This is a genomic window from Anaerococcus ihuae, from assembly GCF_928368155.1.
Classification (GTDB): Bacteria; Bacillota; Clostridia; order Tissierellales; family Peptoniphilaceae; genus Anaerococcus; species Anaerococcus ihuae.
In genome coordinates this window covers 772,820-787,219 of sequence record NZ_CAKMRU010000001.1, presented here as the reverse complement: position 1 = coordinate 787,219, position 14,400 = coordinate 772,820, and the positions used below count along the sequence as shown (strand labels likewise).

The window sequence follows — 14,400 nt, the reverse complement described above, 5'->3', positions numbered from 1 at the left end:
GGAGAGGTCTACGATGTAGTAAAAGATTTGGAAAATAAATACGATATCATCGTCGAAGACCAACCAAGAGTAGAAATTAGAAGAAATCAAAACATTTAGATAAGGTAATACATGGAACGATCCGTCGGCTGCGTCGACCAATTTCCAAGACCTCACACGCAGAATGTATTACTTTAATTTCTAAGGTAAATTAACTAACTACAAAAATTTTTATTTAATAGGAAGTGAATATGGAAGGCAATTTTTTAGAAAATGTATGGATAGATTCAAAGATTATTGAAGATTGTATGATTGGTAGGGTTGCAAATGTTGGTAAAATTTATGGGTTAAATAGTGCTTATGAAATATGGGATGAAGCAAATAATACTATATTAAATTGTAATGATAATAAAGAAAAGCTAAACCAGGGATTCTTATCTCTAAAAAGAGCCTTTAATGTAACGTCAATGGAGTTAAGAAAAAATTTAGGGATTGACAACATAAAATACAGTTCTAAAAAGAAAACCAAAGATTTTTTAGGGGATTTAGAATATTTTGAAATTATAAAAACACTGACATTAAATAAGTATCTTAATCTTAGAAATCTTATAGAACATGAAAATCATTCTCCACCTTCAGTTGAAGATTGCTTATCTTTATCAGAATATATATGGAATTATATTAGGAATACAGCTAATATTCTTAATCAATTTACAGAATATATTAGCATTACTAGCAATAATAATAAAATTTTATTTGAATATATTATAGAAGAAAATAATAATATGTACTTTCCTCATTTGAATGTTACAGCTTTTGTAGAATCAAAATTTGTTTCATATCTTTATAAAGAGAACTCAATAAATGTAGAAAAAATAAACTTGTTAAACAAGTTTGATTTACAGAAAGAAATAGAGTTTGAAAAAGAATCTGAATATATAGACGATTTAAGTCATATTGCTATTAAAGGAGAAATTCTTGATCAAGATATCATTGCTGAGTACATTAAAGTATTGATTTTACCAGAATATGGAGGTTTAGATGACATATCAATCCAATCAATTTTCTCAAAAGTATGAGATGATTGATTTTGAAATTTTTTTAACGTCTGATTGTGAATATGATGATATTATGTTGGGAAGAATAGATTTTTTCGAATATTTATGGCAAGACGAGGTAGAAGTTAAAAAGTTTATATCTAGTATAACCTTTTATATCTTTAATATTTATAATATTGAAGATATGTTATTATTAGCTGATAGTATTTCTGGTGATTTAGAATATGTGGCAAGTGCTTATAACGGTTATTTTAATGAAGTTGGAGGAATAGGCTCCGTTGCTATAATAGATGATTTTAATCTAGTAGATGAGCCGAATGTTTTTTATGAGAAAACACAAATGATTAAATACTTTTTAGCAAAAACAATAGAGAAATTACAAATAATAGGTACAGGGACATTGCTTTTTATGTCTAAGTCTTTAATTTTAGATCTTAACAAATCAGATAGAATATACTTAATAAATGAATTACTAGACATTAATTGCATACCAATATATCAAGATGAAAGTGATATTGTTTTAGCTAGGAATTTAGTTTAGACATTATAAGTTAAACAAACATTGATTAATGCTAGATATAGGGATTAAATTAAAATTTATCATATAAAATTAGCATATGAAATGGAACAAAGACTTAAATACGAAAATAATTCTAGAAGATTAAGTTGGAATATAATTGGCAAACTTAAAGTAGCATGCAAATAATTGGGAGAAAAGATGACTAAAAAAATTAAAACAACGAAAGAAGAGATATGTGATTATTGGTTTTCTAGAATTGATGAAAGCTACTTAAGTGTTGATGCATCGGAAGCATTATAAAGATTTTGGAGATGTGGATCAAAAAGAAGACTAGAGAGATGTCATATAATTCCAAGATCCTTGGGTGGTGAAGATATTCCATCTAATTATGTCTTACTTTTTAAAAGATGCCATTTAGAAAACCCTAATTTTTATGATCCTGAAATTATGTGGGATTGGCTTAAAGCATATAAGGAACCCTACTATGTTACATTTTGGATAAACCGAGTCTTGGAAGAATATGAGAGAATGTATAAAAGTAAGTTTAAAGATGACATTGCCATATTTAATCAATTAATAACTGAGAAAGAAGCTAAAGAAATTTTAGGAGAAGATATAGGCAGCTATGCTACGCATCATTTTGGACAAAGGTATTTAAACTCTTCAACTATAGCTGGACTAATGAGGATTTTAATTAAAAAATTGAGAGAAAAGTATGAAATTGATTAAAAAAACTAAAATATGTTTATTAACTAGTATAATAATTAATAACAATTACTCAGAATAAATTTGCAATTTGAGCTTAAATTGAATAGCATAGAAAAAAATGTAAAATGAGAGCTGATAATATGTTGACAAATTATAATTAATGCTATACTATGTAATTAACAGTACCCGACACGCCTCTTAACAATGCGGACCAAGTCGGGTCTTTTGATTATAAGGAGTAATAGCGTGAAGAAATCTCATCAAGCTCCCGTTGATGTAAACGAGCAAATAGAAAATTTAATATCTTTAGATTTAGAAATAGAAGATAAAGATTATGCAAAAAGTGTGCTTAACAGAGTATCCTATTATAGGATTGTAAAGGCTTATAGTATAACTTTAAAAGAAAATGGAAAGTACATAGATGGAACTACTTTTGAAAATATAGTTGACCTATATTTATTTGATATGGAACTTAGACATATTTTGTTTTCGTTGATAGAGCATATAGAAGTTCATTTAAGAGCTGTAATTACAAATTACTTTTCATTAAAATATGGGAACTTTGGATATAAAGATTTAAGTAACTATAAGAAAAAGAATTTTCAGAAGAGTACCATAAAAGAGTTAGAAAGAGAAATAAAAAGAAATAAGAAATCGCCATTTATACATAACTTCGAAAACAATTATGAAGGAGGAGAGATTCCATTCTATGCTGCAATAGAGGTAGCAAGTTTCGGCACACTTTCTAAAATGTACAAGAATATGGAGAATGAAGATAAGAAAGAAATTGCCAAAGAATTCGAGGTTGATTATATTTATTTAGAATCTTGGATTGAGAACTTGTCTTATGTCAGAAATATATGTGCTCATTATGGCAGATTGTATGGAGCTAAATTAACCAAGACTCCAAAGTTGTATAAAGAATATTTAAACCAAGGAATATCTAATAATACCATTTTTGCTAGTATAATTAATCTTAAGATTCTAGCTGAAGATGACTATTACGATAAATTTCATAGTGACTTGTTGGAAATAATTAACAAATATCCATCAGCAGAATTAAATCATTTAGGGTTCATTCGTAATTGGCAAAGTATTATTTAATTTTTAAAAATAATATAAAATTAAATAATTATTAAACATATAGCTATTTAATAATGAATGTTCTACTTACATACTGGACGATTATTTGTTAAATATATGTGGGAGTATATAGAAACATGACTGAGAAAATTAGATTTGAAAATTTACCTAAATTGCTTAAAAGCATGAAACAAAAAGATTGGATAATAGATAGTTTTTTATTTAGATATAAAAAGGAAGACTATGCAGTAATTTTAAAGACTTATAACAAAAAATAAAGAAAACCAAATAATTTTGCTGTTGCAAAGTTAGAATTCATTAAAACATCAGATGCTAGCAATTCAATACATGCTTATTATGATTTTTATGAAGTTTCTTTTAATTCTGTGGCAGAGTTTGCTGATTTTTTTAATATAGAAATTAAAAATACAAATAGAAATTTGTTTTTAGATTTTTCAAAAATATTTTCTAAATATATTCCTGATAAAAAAGTTGATAATAAGTCAGAATGATTATGTAAACTGCAAGACTCAAGATGTGAAGGTAATGATCCTGATTCTATATATTGTTACGATGTAAGGCGTAATGGAGAGACAGATGGCTTATCTAATGTTAGAACTATAGAAAATAGTAATAAAGCTCGTACATTAAGACCTTTCTTATATGGGAAGTATAAAGAAGACACAAATCTTAGTTTCTTTTTCTCGCCTAATCCTGAGGACGAGAAATCCGATGAGGAAATTATTTCAAGAGTTGCTAGTAGATCATATTAAAATCAATTAACATATTCCCACATACGAGGCTTTTGAAAAATATCAAGTTTTATCCATACTGACCACTCAAGCCATACAGAAGCGGTTGCCTTAATACAAAAAAAATAATAAACCTATATTAGGTGATGTTGCAGAATAGATTCAACTATTTTGCATTATCACCTCCTTCGTGATTTCTCACTTAGTTTTAGGGATTATTGTGCCAAATCAAGGCACAATAATCTAGTCGAGATTGGTTAGATATTAATTTAATTTTAAATTACTAATAATTCTTAATAAGTAAATTTTGTCTACACTCTGAAGCTATTTTTTATTAGTAGCCTTATTTTATTTCATCACCCAGGTGCCTTAATTTGTCCACTTGTTCTTCTCTTCCAAGAACAATGAGAACATCGCCTATTTTAAATGTATAATCTACTGGTGGATTGAAAACCATGGTCTCATCTTCAATCTTTTTTATAGCTAGAACAATTAGTCCAGTTTTTTTAGGAATTTGTGCTTGAAGTAAATTTTTATTTTCTAGGTAAGAATCTTTTTTTACAATAACTTCCTCAAGGTCAAGTTCTACATCGCCAATTCTTGTTACTACATCCAAAAATGAAATTATATTTGGTTTTATCATTAATGATGCCATTCTTTTTCCACTAATTTCAACAGCTGATAGTGTTTTATTTGCACCAACTTTTAATAATTTTTTGCTTCCAGATTTTGTAATAGAATTTGCAATTATATATATTTTTTTATTTAGATTTCTTGCGGTAAGAACTGTTACAATATTATCTACCTCGGAATCGAGAGTTGAAATCAATCCCTTAGCTTTTGTAATTTCAGCTTTTTCTAAAACCTCTTCTTCAGTAGAATGACCTTCAACAACCAAAATATTATGGTGACTATAATCGTCAAGGTCTTCTCGTTTATCTGTAATAACTACAAAATTTAAATTTTCATCTATAAATTTTTTTATAATAACTTCCGCAAGCTCTCCCGATCCACAAATTATATAATGATCATTAAGAGCAGAAATTTTTCTTTCCATTTTATTTCCCTTCCATAAATCTGCAAATTTACCTTCAACAAACATAGCTACAATTGTTGTAAATGCGTATCCAACTATACCAACACCTAAAAATATCATAAATACAGAAAAAATTTCGGATTGATTGCTAGTTGTTCCAACTTCAGTAAAACCCACTGTTGATATAGTAATAACTGTCATGTATAAGGCATCAACAAAATCTACTTCAAGTAATTTCATATAACCAACTACACCAATAACTAACAAAAGTATAAATGCATAAAAAATAAATTTCAGTTTTCTTTTCTCTTCCATAAATATCTCCTTGTTTATTTGATTATAATATAAGTTTTAATAAAATTCTAGATATGAAAATTAGAGCATTTAGAAAAATAAGTATTTATATAATTAAATATTTATAACAAAATTTGACACTTACTCCTTTATAGTCTAGCATTAAAATAGTAATAAAAATATTTTGGTGGGGAATATGAATAAAAAGAAAAAAATCTTATCTAGTTTTACCTTTGTTTTAATTATTTTTATTTTTGCTTCAATCTTTAATTTTTCTAAGGCAGATAATGAAAATAATGTGGCGAGGAAGAGTTCTGGAAAAAGCAGTGTCATTGGTTTTAAATCTGATAAATATTTAAATGAAATTGAGATGATTTATGATTCTAATAATTTTAAGGTTAAAGAAAAGGATCCTAAATTAGATAATATAAAAAATGAAAATTCAAGCAAAGAAGATGATTATCTCTATAAAGAAATTAATAAAATAATTTCTGAGGAAACTGAAAATTTAGATGGTAATTGGCAAGTTGCCGTTGATAGTATCAGGGGGAAATCCAATATTTCTATAGAAAGAAAGTCTTCTCCTAAAAATATTAGTCAAACTTCGGCTTCAACGATTAAAATCTTTGTTGGTATCGAGACTTATAGGCAAGTTGAAGAAGGGATTTTAGCTGAGAAAGATGTAGATGAAGATATTTATTTAATGCTTAGAAACTCTAATAATGAAGCTACTAATAGGTTAATTGATTTGATTGGCGATAAGAGCATGGATAGGGCGAGCAAAAATGTTGGAAGAATTATTTATAAAATCACTGGAGCAAATAGAACTGGTCTATATACTAAAATGAACCAAAGAGGAAAGAATAATCTTGCTAGTGCTAAAGATTTAAATAAGGGTTTGATTGCAATATATGATGGGAAAATTGTAAATGAAGATCATTCTAAAAAAATGATTAAAGCTATGGCAAATAATACTACAACTTCAAAATTTAAGCTATTGGGAAAATTACCTAAAGGTGCAAAGGGATTAAATAAATCTGGAGAGTATCCTGATGGTGGAATAGAAAATGATGCAGCTATAATTGATGTTGGAGATAGTGTATTTGCAATTTCATTTATGGCTGAACATCCTGGCGCAGTTAGCCATAAATATGGTGACCAAGCTATAGCTATGCAAAATTTAGGAAAAAGAATATCTGAAGCTTATATGAAATTTGACAAAGATAATGAATAAAAAATTTAATTATATTTAATATTTTAAGTATAAAATAGGCAGAATTAAAATTATTCTAGTGGAGAAATTATGAAAAAAAATAAAAAATTGATTTTTGCTATTTTTACAACTATATTTATTTCGACGTTTTCTTTTACTATCAAAGACTCTAAGTCTAATAAAATTTCTAAACCCAAGGGTCTTGTAGGTTTTAAGTCAGATGAATATTTAAATAAAATTGAAAAATTATATAAAAATGATGATTATGATAAAAATATTGTAAAAAATAAAACTAATGAGAAAAAAAATTCAAAAAATGATGAACTTTCAATGGAAATTGAAAAAATTATTGAAGAGGAGTGTCAAAATTTAGAGGGAGATTGGCAAGTAGCTGTTGATTCTCTAAAGGGGGATTTTGATATTTCTATTTTTAAAAGTTCTAATCCTCAAATAGAAAGTCTACCTGCAGCTTCAACTATTAAAATTTTTATCGCCCTTGAGACTTATAGGCAAGTTGAAGAGGAGATTTTGGATGAAAAAAGTGTTGAAAATGATATTTATTTGATGCTAAAAGATTCTAATAACGAGGCTACGAACAGATTGATTGATCTTATTGGAAATAATAATATGGATCTAGCAAGTCAAAATGTTGGAAATACAATCAAAAAAATCACAGGAGAAAATAAAACTAGTCTAAATAGAAAGATGCTCCATGAAGGCAAGGAAAATTTAGCTAGAGCTAATGACTTAAATATGGGACTTAGGGATATTTATTTTGGAAAATTTGTAAACAGAGATCATTCAAATAAACTTATGAAGGCTATGGCAGAAAATGATTCTACATCAAAATTTAAATTATTAGGAAAATTGCCACAAACTGCTAAGGGTCTTTCAAAATCTGGAGAAATTCCAAATATTGGTGTTGAAAATGACATTGCAATTATTGGCATAGGTGATGAAGTTTTTGCTATTTCTTTTTTAAGCCAATATCCAAATCCTGTAAATCATGGTTCGGGTCCACAATTTGATTGTATGCAAAATCTTGGTAAAAAAATTACAGAGGCCTTTATAAAATATAATGAAAAATAAATTAAAGCTCTTAAGAATTATTATTGTTAATTTTTTAGAGCTTTTTAAATTTAAATAAAAATTTTTGTTGAAAACATTAGGATTATAGACGAAATTATAAAATTATTATATAATAAAATTGTAATTTAGGAGTATTAATGAAGAATTTTATAGAAATATTTTTTAGAAAAAAAGAAGATGGCTTTGTTTTTAATTCATATGGATTATTACATCTTTTTTTGTTTTTATTTATGATATTTATTGGATTTTTAATTTATAGGTATAGAAAAAATCTTAGGGAAAATAAAAAATATTACAAAATAACAAGAAACATTTTTTTATTTTTATTGGCTTTTCAACAGCTAAGTTTTTTGTTTTTTCTTTCTTTTGTAAGACATGATACAATTAGCGAGGCTCTTCCTCTTTATACTTGTAGAGTAAGTATTTATAGTGGATTTTTTGCCCTATTATTTAATAATAAAAATTTGAAAATTCTAACTATTTTTTGGGGTCTCATTGGTGGTTTAATCGGACTTATTTATCCAGATTTAACACCATATTCTTGGCCGCATATTATGTATGTAAATTTCTTTTTGACCCATTATTTAGTTTTTTGGGTATCTTTATTCTTTCTTATTGTTGATGAAGTTAGACTTAATAGGGGAAATTTAAAATTTTTATTTGTTTTTGTAAATATTTTTTTGATGGTTACTGAGATTATAAATTTGAATTTTGGCTTAAATTATGCTTACTTATCATATAGTCCGATTTTTACAGATTTGTTAAAAAAATTACCGGGATATTTATATTTTGTTTTGGCAGGGATCTTATATAATTTTTCGATTATTTTAAATTATTATATATTTAAAAAATTTAATTTGGTTGAAGTCAAGTGATTTTATTTTGTGAATTTGCAAAATAATTTTTCTTGACTTTTATTTTTTTTATAAAAAGAGTAGGATAATATTAAGAAGTAAATTAATTATACTAACTATGCAAAGGTTTTTTATACTAATGGAGGTATTATGAAAGAATATGGAGTTTTTGATATAATTGGACCGATTATGATAGGCCCATCCTCATCTCATACTGCAGGAGCGGCAAGAATTGGACAAGTTGCTATATCAATTGTCAAAGATGGTTTTACTAGGGTGGATTTTCATCTTCACGGATCATTTGCTCAAACTTACAAGGGACACGGAACTGATAAGGCTCTTCTTGCAGGAGTTTTGGGATTTAAACCAAATGATAAAAGACTTAGAGATTCTTTTAAAATTGCAGATGAAGAAGGTCTTGAATATCATTTTATAAAAGATGATTTGGGTCCTGTTCATCCAAATACTGCAAAAATTGTATTTTATTATCCAGATGGAACTACTTCATCAGTTACTGGATCATCTATTGGTGGAGGAAATATAGAAATTATAGAAATTAATGACGTTTCAATTTCTTATAACGGAAAATTCCCAACAATAATTTTAAGATATAGGGAACAAAAAGGCGTAATTTATGAAGTAAGTAAACTTTTGGCAACTAATGACTACAATATTGAAAGTATGAAAACAGTAAAGGCTGATGATGAAGTTACATTAATTGTAGAATTAAATGAAAAGCTTGAAAAAAGTATAATTGAAGAAATTATTAATAATGAAAGATACGATTATGCAAATTATATAGAAGGGGTTAGATAATGTTTAGAAAAGCAGGAGAAGTTATAGAAGAATGTGAAAGAAGAGGTCTTCATATCAAAGACTTAGTTCTTGAAGAAGAATTAAAATCATCGCAAATTAATAAGGATGATATTTTATTTAGTTTAACTGAAATGTTTAAAGTTATGGAAGAATCTGCAACAGGAAATTTAAACCATGAAACAAAAACTGCCATGGGAATGATTGATGGATTTGCTAAAAAAATGAATGCATATTCTAAAGAAGGAAAATCCATTACAGGAAATTTTGTAACAGAAGCTATGGCTATGGCCTTTTCAACTCTTGAAATTAGTGCAGCTATGGGAGAAATTGTTGCAAGTCCAACAGCAGGCTCTTCTGGAATTTTGCCAGCAATTTTGTATTCTTTGAAAAAACGTGAAGGATTTTCTGATGAAAAAATGGTTGATGCCATGCTTACTGCAATTGGGATTGGAAAAATAATTGGTTATTATGGATCTTTTGCTGGTGCTGAGGGTGGATGTCAAGCCGAAACTGGATCGGGAGCTGCAATGGGAGCCGCTGCAGCATGCTACCTTTACGATCAAAGCCCAGAAGTTTGTTTTCATGCAGCAAGTTTTGCTTTCTTGCATGTATTAGGACTTGTATGTGATCCTATTGCAGGACTTGTGGAATATCCTTGTACATTTAGAAACGCATCAGGAGTTGTAAATGCATTTATTTCAGCAGATATGGCTATGGCAGGAATCACAAGCATTGTTCCATTTGACGAAGTTTGTAAGGCAGCTGGAGAAGTTGGAGCAACCCTACCAGAAGCTTTAAGAGAAACAGGAATTGGTGGAATAGCAGGAACAGAAACTGGAAGAAAAATAAGAAAGAAATTTTTCGCTCTTGGAAATGATGCTACAAAAGAAAATAAATAAATTATTAGATTTTATATATTAAAATATTGACAAAGTAAAAAAAATTCTATCTTGATAGAATATAGTTGAGGGAGTGAATTTAAGAGATCTCTCCACTCCCTCTGGTCGGTCGAGATGGGTTTTAGCATAATTTTATATTTAAATTCTTAAAGGATTAAAAAATGATTTTTAAAAGATTTGAGTAGGCTTTTGCCTACTTTTTTTATTTTAATTTTTGGGTATAAATCCTTTGAGAGGAGTTTTTATGAAAATTAATTTTATTAGAGCTTTTGAAGATAACTATATTTGGACAATTGAAAAAGGTAAAGATGTGATTTTAATTGACTCGGGCGAGGCTGATCCTTGCTTAAAATATTTGAAAGATAAAAAACTATCTGCAATTCTTTTAACCCACAAACACATGGACCATGTTGGCGGTGTAAAAAAATTGAAAGAAAAATACGAGGATTTTTTAGTTTATGGACCAAGTGAAACTAAAAATTTAAATGATAAAACTTTAAAAGATGAAGATGAGTTTGAAATTTTTGGATATAATTTTAAAGTTTTAAAAACAAACGGCCACACTGAAGAACATATTTCATATTTAGTAGAAAATAATTTATTTTGTGGAGATACAATTTTTTCTTCTGGATGTGGTAGGGTATTTACAGGTGATTATAAAAGTTCTTTTGAATCTGTTCAAAAGATTAAAAACTTGGATAAGGATACTTTGATTTACCCAGCTCATGAATATACTATTGATTGTATTGAATCATCAAAAAGAATTATTAAAGATAAAATTATGGATGATGCAATAATTGAGGCTAAAGAAAAAATTTCAAAAGGCCTTCCAAGCCTTCCAACAAGTGTAGAAAAAGAGTTTTTGATAAATCCATTTTTTATGGCAAAAGATTTAGATGAGTTTAAGGAATTTATTAAAATTAAAAATTGACTTAAAATTTAAAAAATTTTATAATGTTTAAGGGAATGAAGTTCTCCCTTAGATTTTTTTCTAAAACCGCGTTTATGCTGATGACTTCTGTTACTATTAGGGGACAGAATTCATCAGTTTTTTTGTCCCAAAAGGAGGATTTATGTTAATATCACTTGGTCTAATTATTATTTTTGGACTTATCTTTGGCTTTTTATGCCAAAAATTAAAAATACCAGCTCTAATAGGTATGCTTTTTACAGGAATTATTTTAGGGCCTTATGTCTTAAATCTAATTGATTCTAAAACTTTGTCGATTTCTGCTGAGCTTAGGCAAATTGCTCTAATTATAATTTTAATTAAAGCGGGGCTTTCTTTGGATATTTCAGATTTGAAAAGGGTTGGGAAATCAGCAGTATTTTTGTCATTTTTGCCAGCGACTTTTGAAATAATGGCTTATTTTATTTTTGCAAGGATTTTTTTCAAAATAAGGGCTATAGATGCACTTTTGATGGGGTCAGTTCTTGCAGCAGTTTCACCTGCAGTGGTTGTTCCTAGGATGGTAAAATTAATTGAAGAAAAAAGAGGAGTAAATAAATCAATTCCACAAATGATTCTAGCAGGTTCATCTTGTGATGATATATTTGTTCTTGTTCTATTTTCATCATTTTTGTCAATGGCAAAGGGGGAAGATGTAAGTCTAATTTCTCTTTTTAATGTGCCGATTTCTATAATTTTGGGAATTTTGTTTGGATCTATCATTGGCTTTATTTTATACCTTGTTTTTGAGTATTTTTATAAAAAAGACGACATGATAAGAAATTCTACAAAAGTTATAATAATTCTTGCACTTTCATTTTTAATAGTTTCCATGGAAAATTTATTAAAGAATAAAATTGCTTTTTCTGGACTTTTGGCAGTAATTGCTATGAGTTGTGTATTTAAAATTAAGGCAAATGATGAAGTTTCTTCAAGACTTTCTGAAAAATTTGGTAAATTATGGATTTTTGCTGAAATTTTGTTATTTGTTTTGGTTGGAGCTGAAGTAAATATTTCCTACATTTCAAAACTAGGGTTTTTATCAGTAGTTATGGTATTTTTGGCACTTATTATTAGGTCTGTTGGAACTTTGATTTCAATTTCAGGGTCAAACTTAAATAAAAAAGAAAAATTATTTACAGTATTTTCTTATATGCCAAAGGCCACAGTTCAAGCAGCTATTGGGGCAGTTCCCCTTGCAAATGGCCTTTCCAGTGGGGATATAATTTTATCAATGGCAGTTTTAGGAATTTTATTAACAGCACCAATAGGAGCGATTTTTATTGATAATTTCTACAAAAAATTATTAGATTGATGGGAGAAATTTTGATAAAATATCATTATATTATGGTTAGTAGAGGAAAAAATGAAAAAAATAGAATTTAAAAAAATAAAATTGGATAATGGAGAAACAATGGCCTACAGGCATATAGGCTCTGGAGAAAATAAGCTGGTTTTAATTCATGGCTTCCAATCATCTTCTCAATTTTTTGAAGATTTGTTGGAAAGCCTTGATGAAAATATCGAAGTATTTGCTCCAGATTTAATTGGCTATGGGGAAAGTTCTTATGAAAATAAACACAAGGAAATGAAAGAATGGGCGAAAGATTTAAAATATTTTGTTGATTCTTTAGATATTGAAGATTTTACTCTTGTTGGTTGGTCTTTGGGTGGTCAAGTTGCCATGGATTTTGCAGGTCTTTTTCCTGAAAAAATAAGACAATTAATTTTGATAGCTTCTGTTGGGGTTAAAGGCTTTGTAATGCCAAAAGATAAGGAAGTAAATGATGAGAATAAAAAATTAAAGCTCCCAAATTTTTTGAAAAATTTTAACATTAAACATGACCATTCTTTTACAGTTCCTATATTAAATGGGATTAAAGATCAAGATATTGATTTTTTTGAAGATTTATTTAGGCAAACAATCTATAATGTCAATGATCCAAATCCTGATGATTTAAGAAAAATGGCTGAAGATTTCTTGAAACAAAGGTGTTTTTTGGAATCACTTCTTGCTATGGTAACCTACAATAATACCAGTGAAAATGGAAGTAGATTGATTGAAAATATAAATAAAAAAGTTACTTGGATTCATGGTGATAAGGACATGGTTGTACCAATTGATGATGCTTATGAAAGTATTGAATATTTTCCAAACAAGGTAAATTTCATAAAATTTGATAATTCTGGGCATGCCGTATTTGTTGATGAAAAAGAAAAATTTATAGAAATTTTTGAAGATTTGATAAAAAATGAAGACTGAAAATTTATTGATATATTTCGCATTAGTTTCTATAATTTCGATTATTCTTGTAATCTATGATAAGATTGCTTCAAAAAAGTTTAAAAGAAAAAGAATAAGAGAAAATATTCTTTTACTATTTGGATTTATTGGTGGTGCGTTTTTTATGTATATTTTTATGAAATTAATTCATCATAAGACTCGTCACAAAAAATTTATGATAGGTCTTCCAATATTTATACTTTTACATGTTTTTCTCGGCTTTTTTATTATAAAATTTAAAATATAATTTGCGGCAATGAATTGCCGCTTTTTAATTTTTAAAAAATGGGTATGTATAATTAAGTAGCTAAAGGAGAAATAATGAAAGAGTACGTAGATTTATATGATAATTTTAGGAAAAAAACTGGAGATATAATTGAAAGAAGAGATATAGTGCCAAGAGGTCTTTATAGGCTTATCGTACACGTTTTAATTTTTGATAAAAAGGGGAGGCTTTTGATTCAAAAGAGAACAAAATCAAAAAAATCTTGGCCAAATTTGTGGGATTTGACAGTTTCTGGAGCAGTTTCAAGTGGAGAAAGTTCTCAACTTGCAGCTTCAAGAGAATTGTCAGAGGAGCTTGGGATTAAATATGATTTTTCAAATGCTTATCCCAATATTTCGATTAATACGGGTTTTAGGATAGATGATGTTTATATTATAAAAAATAAAAATATTGATTTAAAAAAATTGAAATTACAAGAAGAGGAAGTAGCTGATGCAAAATTTGTAAGTAGGAAAGAATTGTTGAAAATAATTGATGAAAAAGAATTTGTGCCTTACCAAAAAGATTACATTAATTTATTATTTTATTTGAGAGATAATTCAAATTTATTTACAAATAATTAAGAATAATTATCATTTTC

17 protein-coding genes, 1 pseudogene and 1 riboswitch are annotated in these 14,400 nt (G+C 27.8%); of the genes and pseudogenes, 17 read left to right on the top strand and 1 reads right to left on the bottom strand.

All coding sequences use genetic code 11. The annotated features are described in order from the left end of the window. The first annotated feature begins 230 nt into the window (after positions 1–230). The 7 genes and pseudogenes from L6653_RS03815 to L6653_RS08850 all read left to right on the top strand — a co-directional run bounded on the left by L6653_RS03815 (position 231) and on the right by L6653_RS08850 (position 4,121). A complete protein-coding gene (locus L6653_RS03815) occupies positions 231–1,058 on the top strand; it encodes a hypothetical protein (RefSeq protein WP_236785592.1) in 828 nt (275 codons plus the stop codon). Next, a complete protein-coding gene (locus tag L6653_RS03810; RefSeq protein WP_236785591.1) occupies positions 1,021–1,578 on the top strand; it encodes a hypothetical protein in 558 nt (185 codons plus the stop codon). The genes L6653_RS03815 and L6653_RS03810 overlap by 38 nt, the downstream gene beginning before the upstream one ends. Positions 1,579–1,878: 300 nt before the next feature. Then, a pseudogene (locus L6653_RS08755) lies at positions 1,879–1,965 on the top strand (HNH endonuclease); the annotation flags it as partial. A 120-nt stretch (positions 1,966–2,085) separates the two neighbouring features. After that, positions 2,086–2,286, top strand: a complete 201-nt coding sequence (locus tag L6653_RS03800) for a hypothetical protein (protein WP_236785835.1) — start codon at positions 2,086–2,088, stop codon at positions 2,284–2,286. A gap of 225 nt (positions 2,287–2,511) precedes the next feature. Then, the gene (locus tag L6653_RS03795) at positions 2,512–3,369 is read left to right on the top strand and encodes an Abi family protein (RefSeq protein ID WP_236785590.1); all 858 of its coding nucleotides are present in this window, start codon (positions 2,512–2,514) and stop codon (positions 3,367–3,369) included. Between the two features lie 116 nt (positions 3,370–3,485). Beyond that, positions 3,486–3,626, top strand: coding sequence for a DUF6037 family protein (locus tag L6653_RS08855; protein WP_501981534.1), 141 nt, complete (start codon positions 3,486–3,488; stop codon positions 3,624–3,626). Between the two features lie 243 nt (positions 3,627–3,869). Continuing rightward, complete coding sequence (locus L6653_RS08850; RefSeq protein ID WP_501981535.1) at positions 3,870–4,121, top strand: DUF6037 family protein; 252 nt, start codon at positions 3,870–3,872, stop codon at positions 4,119–4,121. 322 nt (positions 4,122–4,443) lie between these two features. Here L6653_RS08850 and L6653_RS03790 read toward each other — a convergent pair whose 3' ends face one another. Continuing rightward, positions 4,444–5,451, bottom strand: coding sequence for a potassium channel family protein (locus L6653_RS03790; protein WP_236785589.1), 1,008 nt, complete (start codon positions 5,449–5,451; stop codon positions 4,444–4,446). A 175-nt stretch (positions 5,452–5,626) separates the two neighbouring features. On the opposite strand from L6653_RS03790, the gene L6653_RS03785 reads away from it, so the two are divergent. The 10 genes from L6653_RS03785 to L6653_RS03740 all read left to right on the top strand — a co-directional run bounded on the left by L6653_RS03785 (position 5,627) and on the right by L6653_RS03740 (position 14,383). Continuing rightward, entirely contained in the window at positions 5,627–6,664 is a 1,038-nt protein-coding gene (locus tag L6653_RS03785) for a serine hydrolase (RefSeq protein WP_236785588.1), read from the top strand. Positions 6,665–6,733: 69 nt separating this feature from the next. Then, positions 6,734–7,732 carry a serine hydrolase gene (locus L6653_RS03780; RefSeq protein ID WP_236785587.1) on the top strand — a complete coding sequence of 333 codons (999 nt, stop codon included), beginning with the start codon at positions 6,734–6,736 and terminating at the stop codon, positions 7,730–7,732. 137 nt (positions 7,733–7,869) lie between these two features. Next, the gene (locus tag L6653_RS03775; RefSeq protein WP_236785586.1) at positions 7,870–8,607 is read left to right on the top strand and encodes a YwaF family protein; all 738 of its coding nucleotides are present in this window, start codon (positions 7,870–7,872) and stop codon (positions 8,605–8,607) included. Between the two features lie 129 nt (positions 8,608–8,736). Further along, positions 8,737–9,402, top strand: a complete 666-nt coding sequence (gene sdaAB / locus L6653_RS03770) for an L-serine ammonia-lyase, iron-sulfur-dependent subunit beta (RefSeq protein ID WP_236785585.1) — start codon at positions 8,737–8,739, stop codon at positions 9,400–9,402. Continuing rightward, positions 9,402–10,301, top strand: coding sequence for an L-serine ammonia-lyase, iron-sulfur-dependent, subunit alpha (gene sdaAA, locus L6653_RS03765; protein ID WP_236785584.1), 900 nt, complete (start codon positions 9,402–9,404; stop codon positions 10,299–10,301). Before sdaAB ends, sdaAA begins: the two co-directional genes overlap by 1 nt. Positions 10,302–10,545: 244 nt before the next feature. Continuing rightward, positions 10,546–11,232, top strand: coding sequence for a hydroxyacylglutathione hydrolase (gene gloB / locus L6653_RS03760; protein ID WP_236785583.1), 687 nt, complete (start codon positions 10,546–10,548; stop codon positions 11,230–11,232). A 22-nt stretch (positions 11,233–11,254) separates the two neighbouring features. Beyond that, positions 11,255–11,329: riboswitch (Fluoride riboswitch) on the top strand. 45 nt (positions 11,330–11,374) lie between these two features. Beyond that, on the top strand, positions 11,375–12,565 hold the full coding sequence (locus tag L6653_RS03755) for a cation:proton antiporter (protein WP_236785582.1): 1,191 nt from the start codon (positions 11,375–11,377) through the stop codon (positions 12,563–12,565). A gap of 51 nt (positions 12,566–12,616) precedes the next feature. Further along, a complete protein-coding gene (locus L6653_RS03750; RefSeq protein WP_236785581.1) occupies positions 12,617–13,513 on the top strand; it encodes an alpha/beta fold hydrolase in 897 nt (298 codons plus the stop codon). Continuing rightward, positions 13,503–13,781: a DUF1294 domain-containing protein gene (locus L6653_RS03745; RefSeq protein ID WP_236785580.1), complete on the top strand. Its 279-nt coding sequence runs from the start codon at positions 13,503–13,505 to the stop codon at positions 13,779–13,781. The genes L6653_RS03750 and L6653_RS03745 overlap by 11 nt, the downstream gene beginning before the upstream one ends. A gap of 74 nt (positions 13,782–13,855) precedes the next feature. Beyond that, on the top strand, positions 13,856–14,383 hold the full coding sequence (locus L6653_RS03740) for an NUDIX hydrolase (protein ID WP_236785579.1): 528 nt from the start codon (positions 13,856–13,858) through the stop codon (positions 14,381–14,383). Positions 14,384–14,400 lie beyond the last annotated feature (17 nt).

Coding starts and splice junctions, on each gene's coding strand:
- L6653_RS08855 (WP_501981534.1), top strand. CDS start 3,486: ATGACTGAGAAAATTAGATTTGAAAATTTACCTAAATTGCTTAAAAGC.
- L6653_RS03815 (WP_236785592.1), top strand. CDS start 231: ATGGAAGGCAATTTTTTAGAAAATGTATGGATAGATTCAAAGATTATT.
- sdaAA (WP_236785584.1), top strand. CDS start 9,402: ATGTTTAGAAAAGCAGGAGAAGTTATAGAAGAATGTGAAAGAAGAGGT.
- L6653_RS03810 (WP_236785591.1), top strand. CDS start 1,021: ATGACATATCAATCCAATCAATTTTCTCAAAAGTATGAGATGATTGAT.
- L6653_RS03750 (WP_236785581.1), top strand. CDS start 12,617: ATGAAAAAAATAGAATTTAAAAAAATAAAATTGGATAATGGAGAAACA.
- sdaAB (WP_236785585.1), top strand. CDS start 8,737: ATGAAAGAATATGGAGTTTTTGATATAATTGGACCGATTATGATAGGC.
- L6653_RS03800 (WP_236785835.1), top strand. CDS start 2,086: ATGTATAAAAGTAAGTTTAAAGATGACATTGCCATATTTAATCAATTA.
- L6653_RS03785 (WP_236785588.1), top strand. CDS start 5,627: ATGAATAAAAAGAAAAAAATCTTATCTAGTTTTACCTTTGTTTTAATT.
- L6653_RS03780 (WP_236785587.1), top strand. CDS start 6,734: ATGAAAAAAAATAAAAAATTGATTTTTGCTATTTTTACAACTATATTT.
- L6653_RS03740 (WP_236785579.1), top strand. CDS start 13,856: ATGAAAGAGTACGTAGATTTATATGATAATTTTAGGAAAAAAACTGGA.
- gloB (WP_236785583.1), top strand. CDS start 10,546: ATGAAAATTAATTTTATTAGAGCTTTTGAAGATAACTATATTTGGACA.
- L6653_RS03755 (WP_236785582.1), top strand. CDS start 11,375: ATGTTAATATCACTTGGTCTAATTATTATTTTTGGACTTATCTTTGGC.
- L6653_RS03745 (WP_236785580.1), top strand. CDS start 13,503: ATGAAGACTGAAAATTTATTGATATATTTCGCATTAGTTTCTATAATT.
- L6653_RS03790 (WP_236785589.1), bottom strand. CDS start 5,451: ATGGAAGAGAAAAGAAAACTGAAATTTATTTTTTATGCATTTATACTT.
- L6653_RS03775 (WP_236785586.1), top strand. CDS start 7,870: ATGAAGAATTTTATAGAAATATTTTTTAGAAAAAAAGAAGATGGCTTT.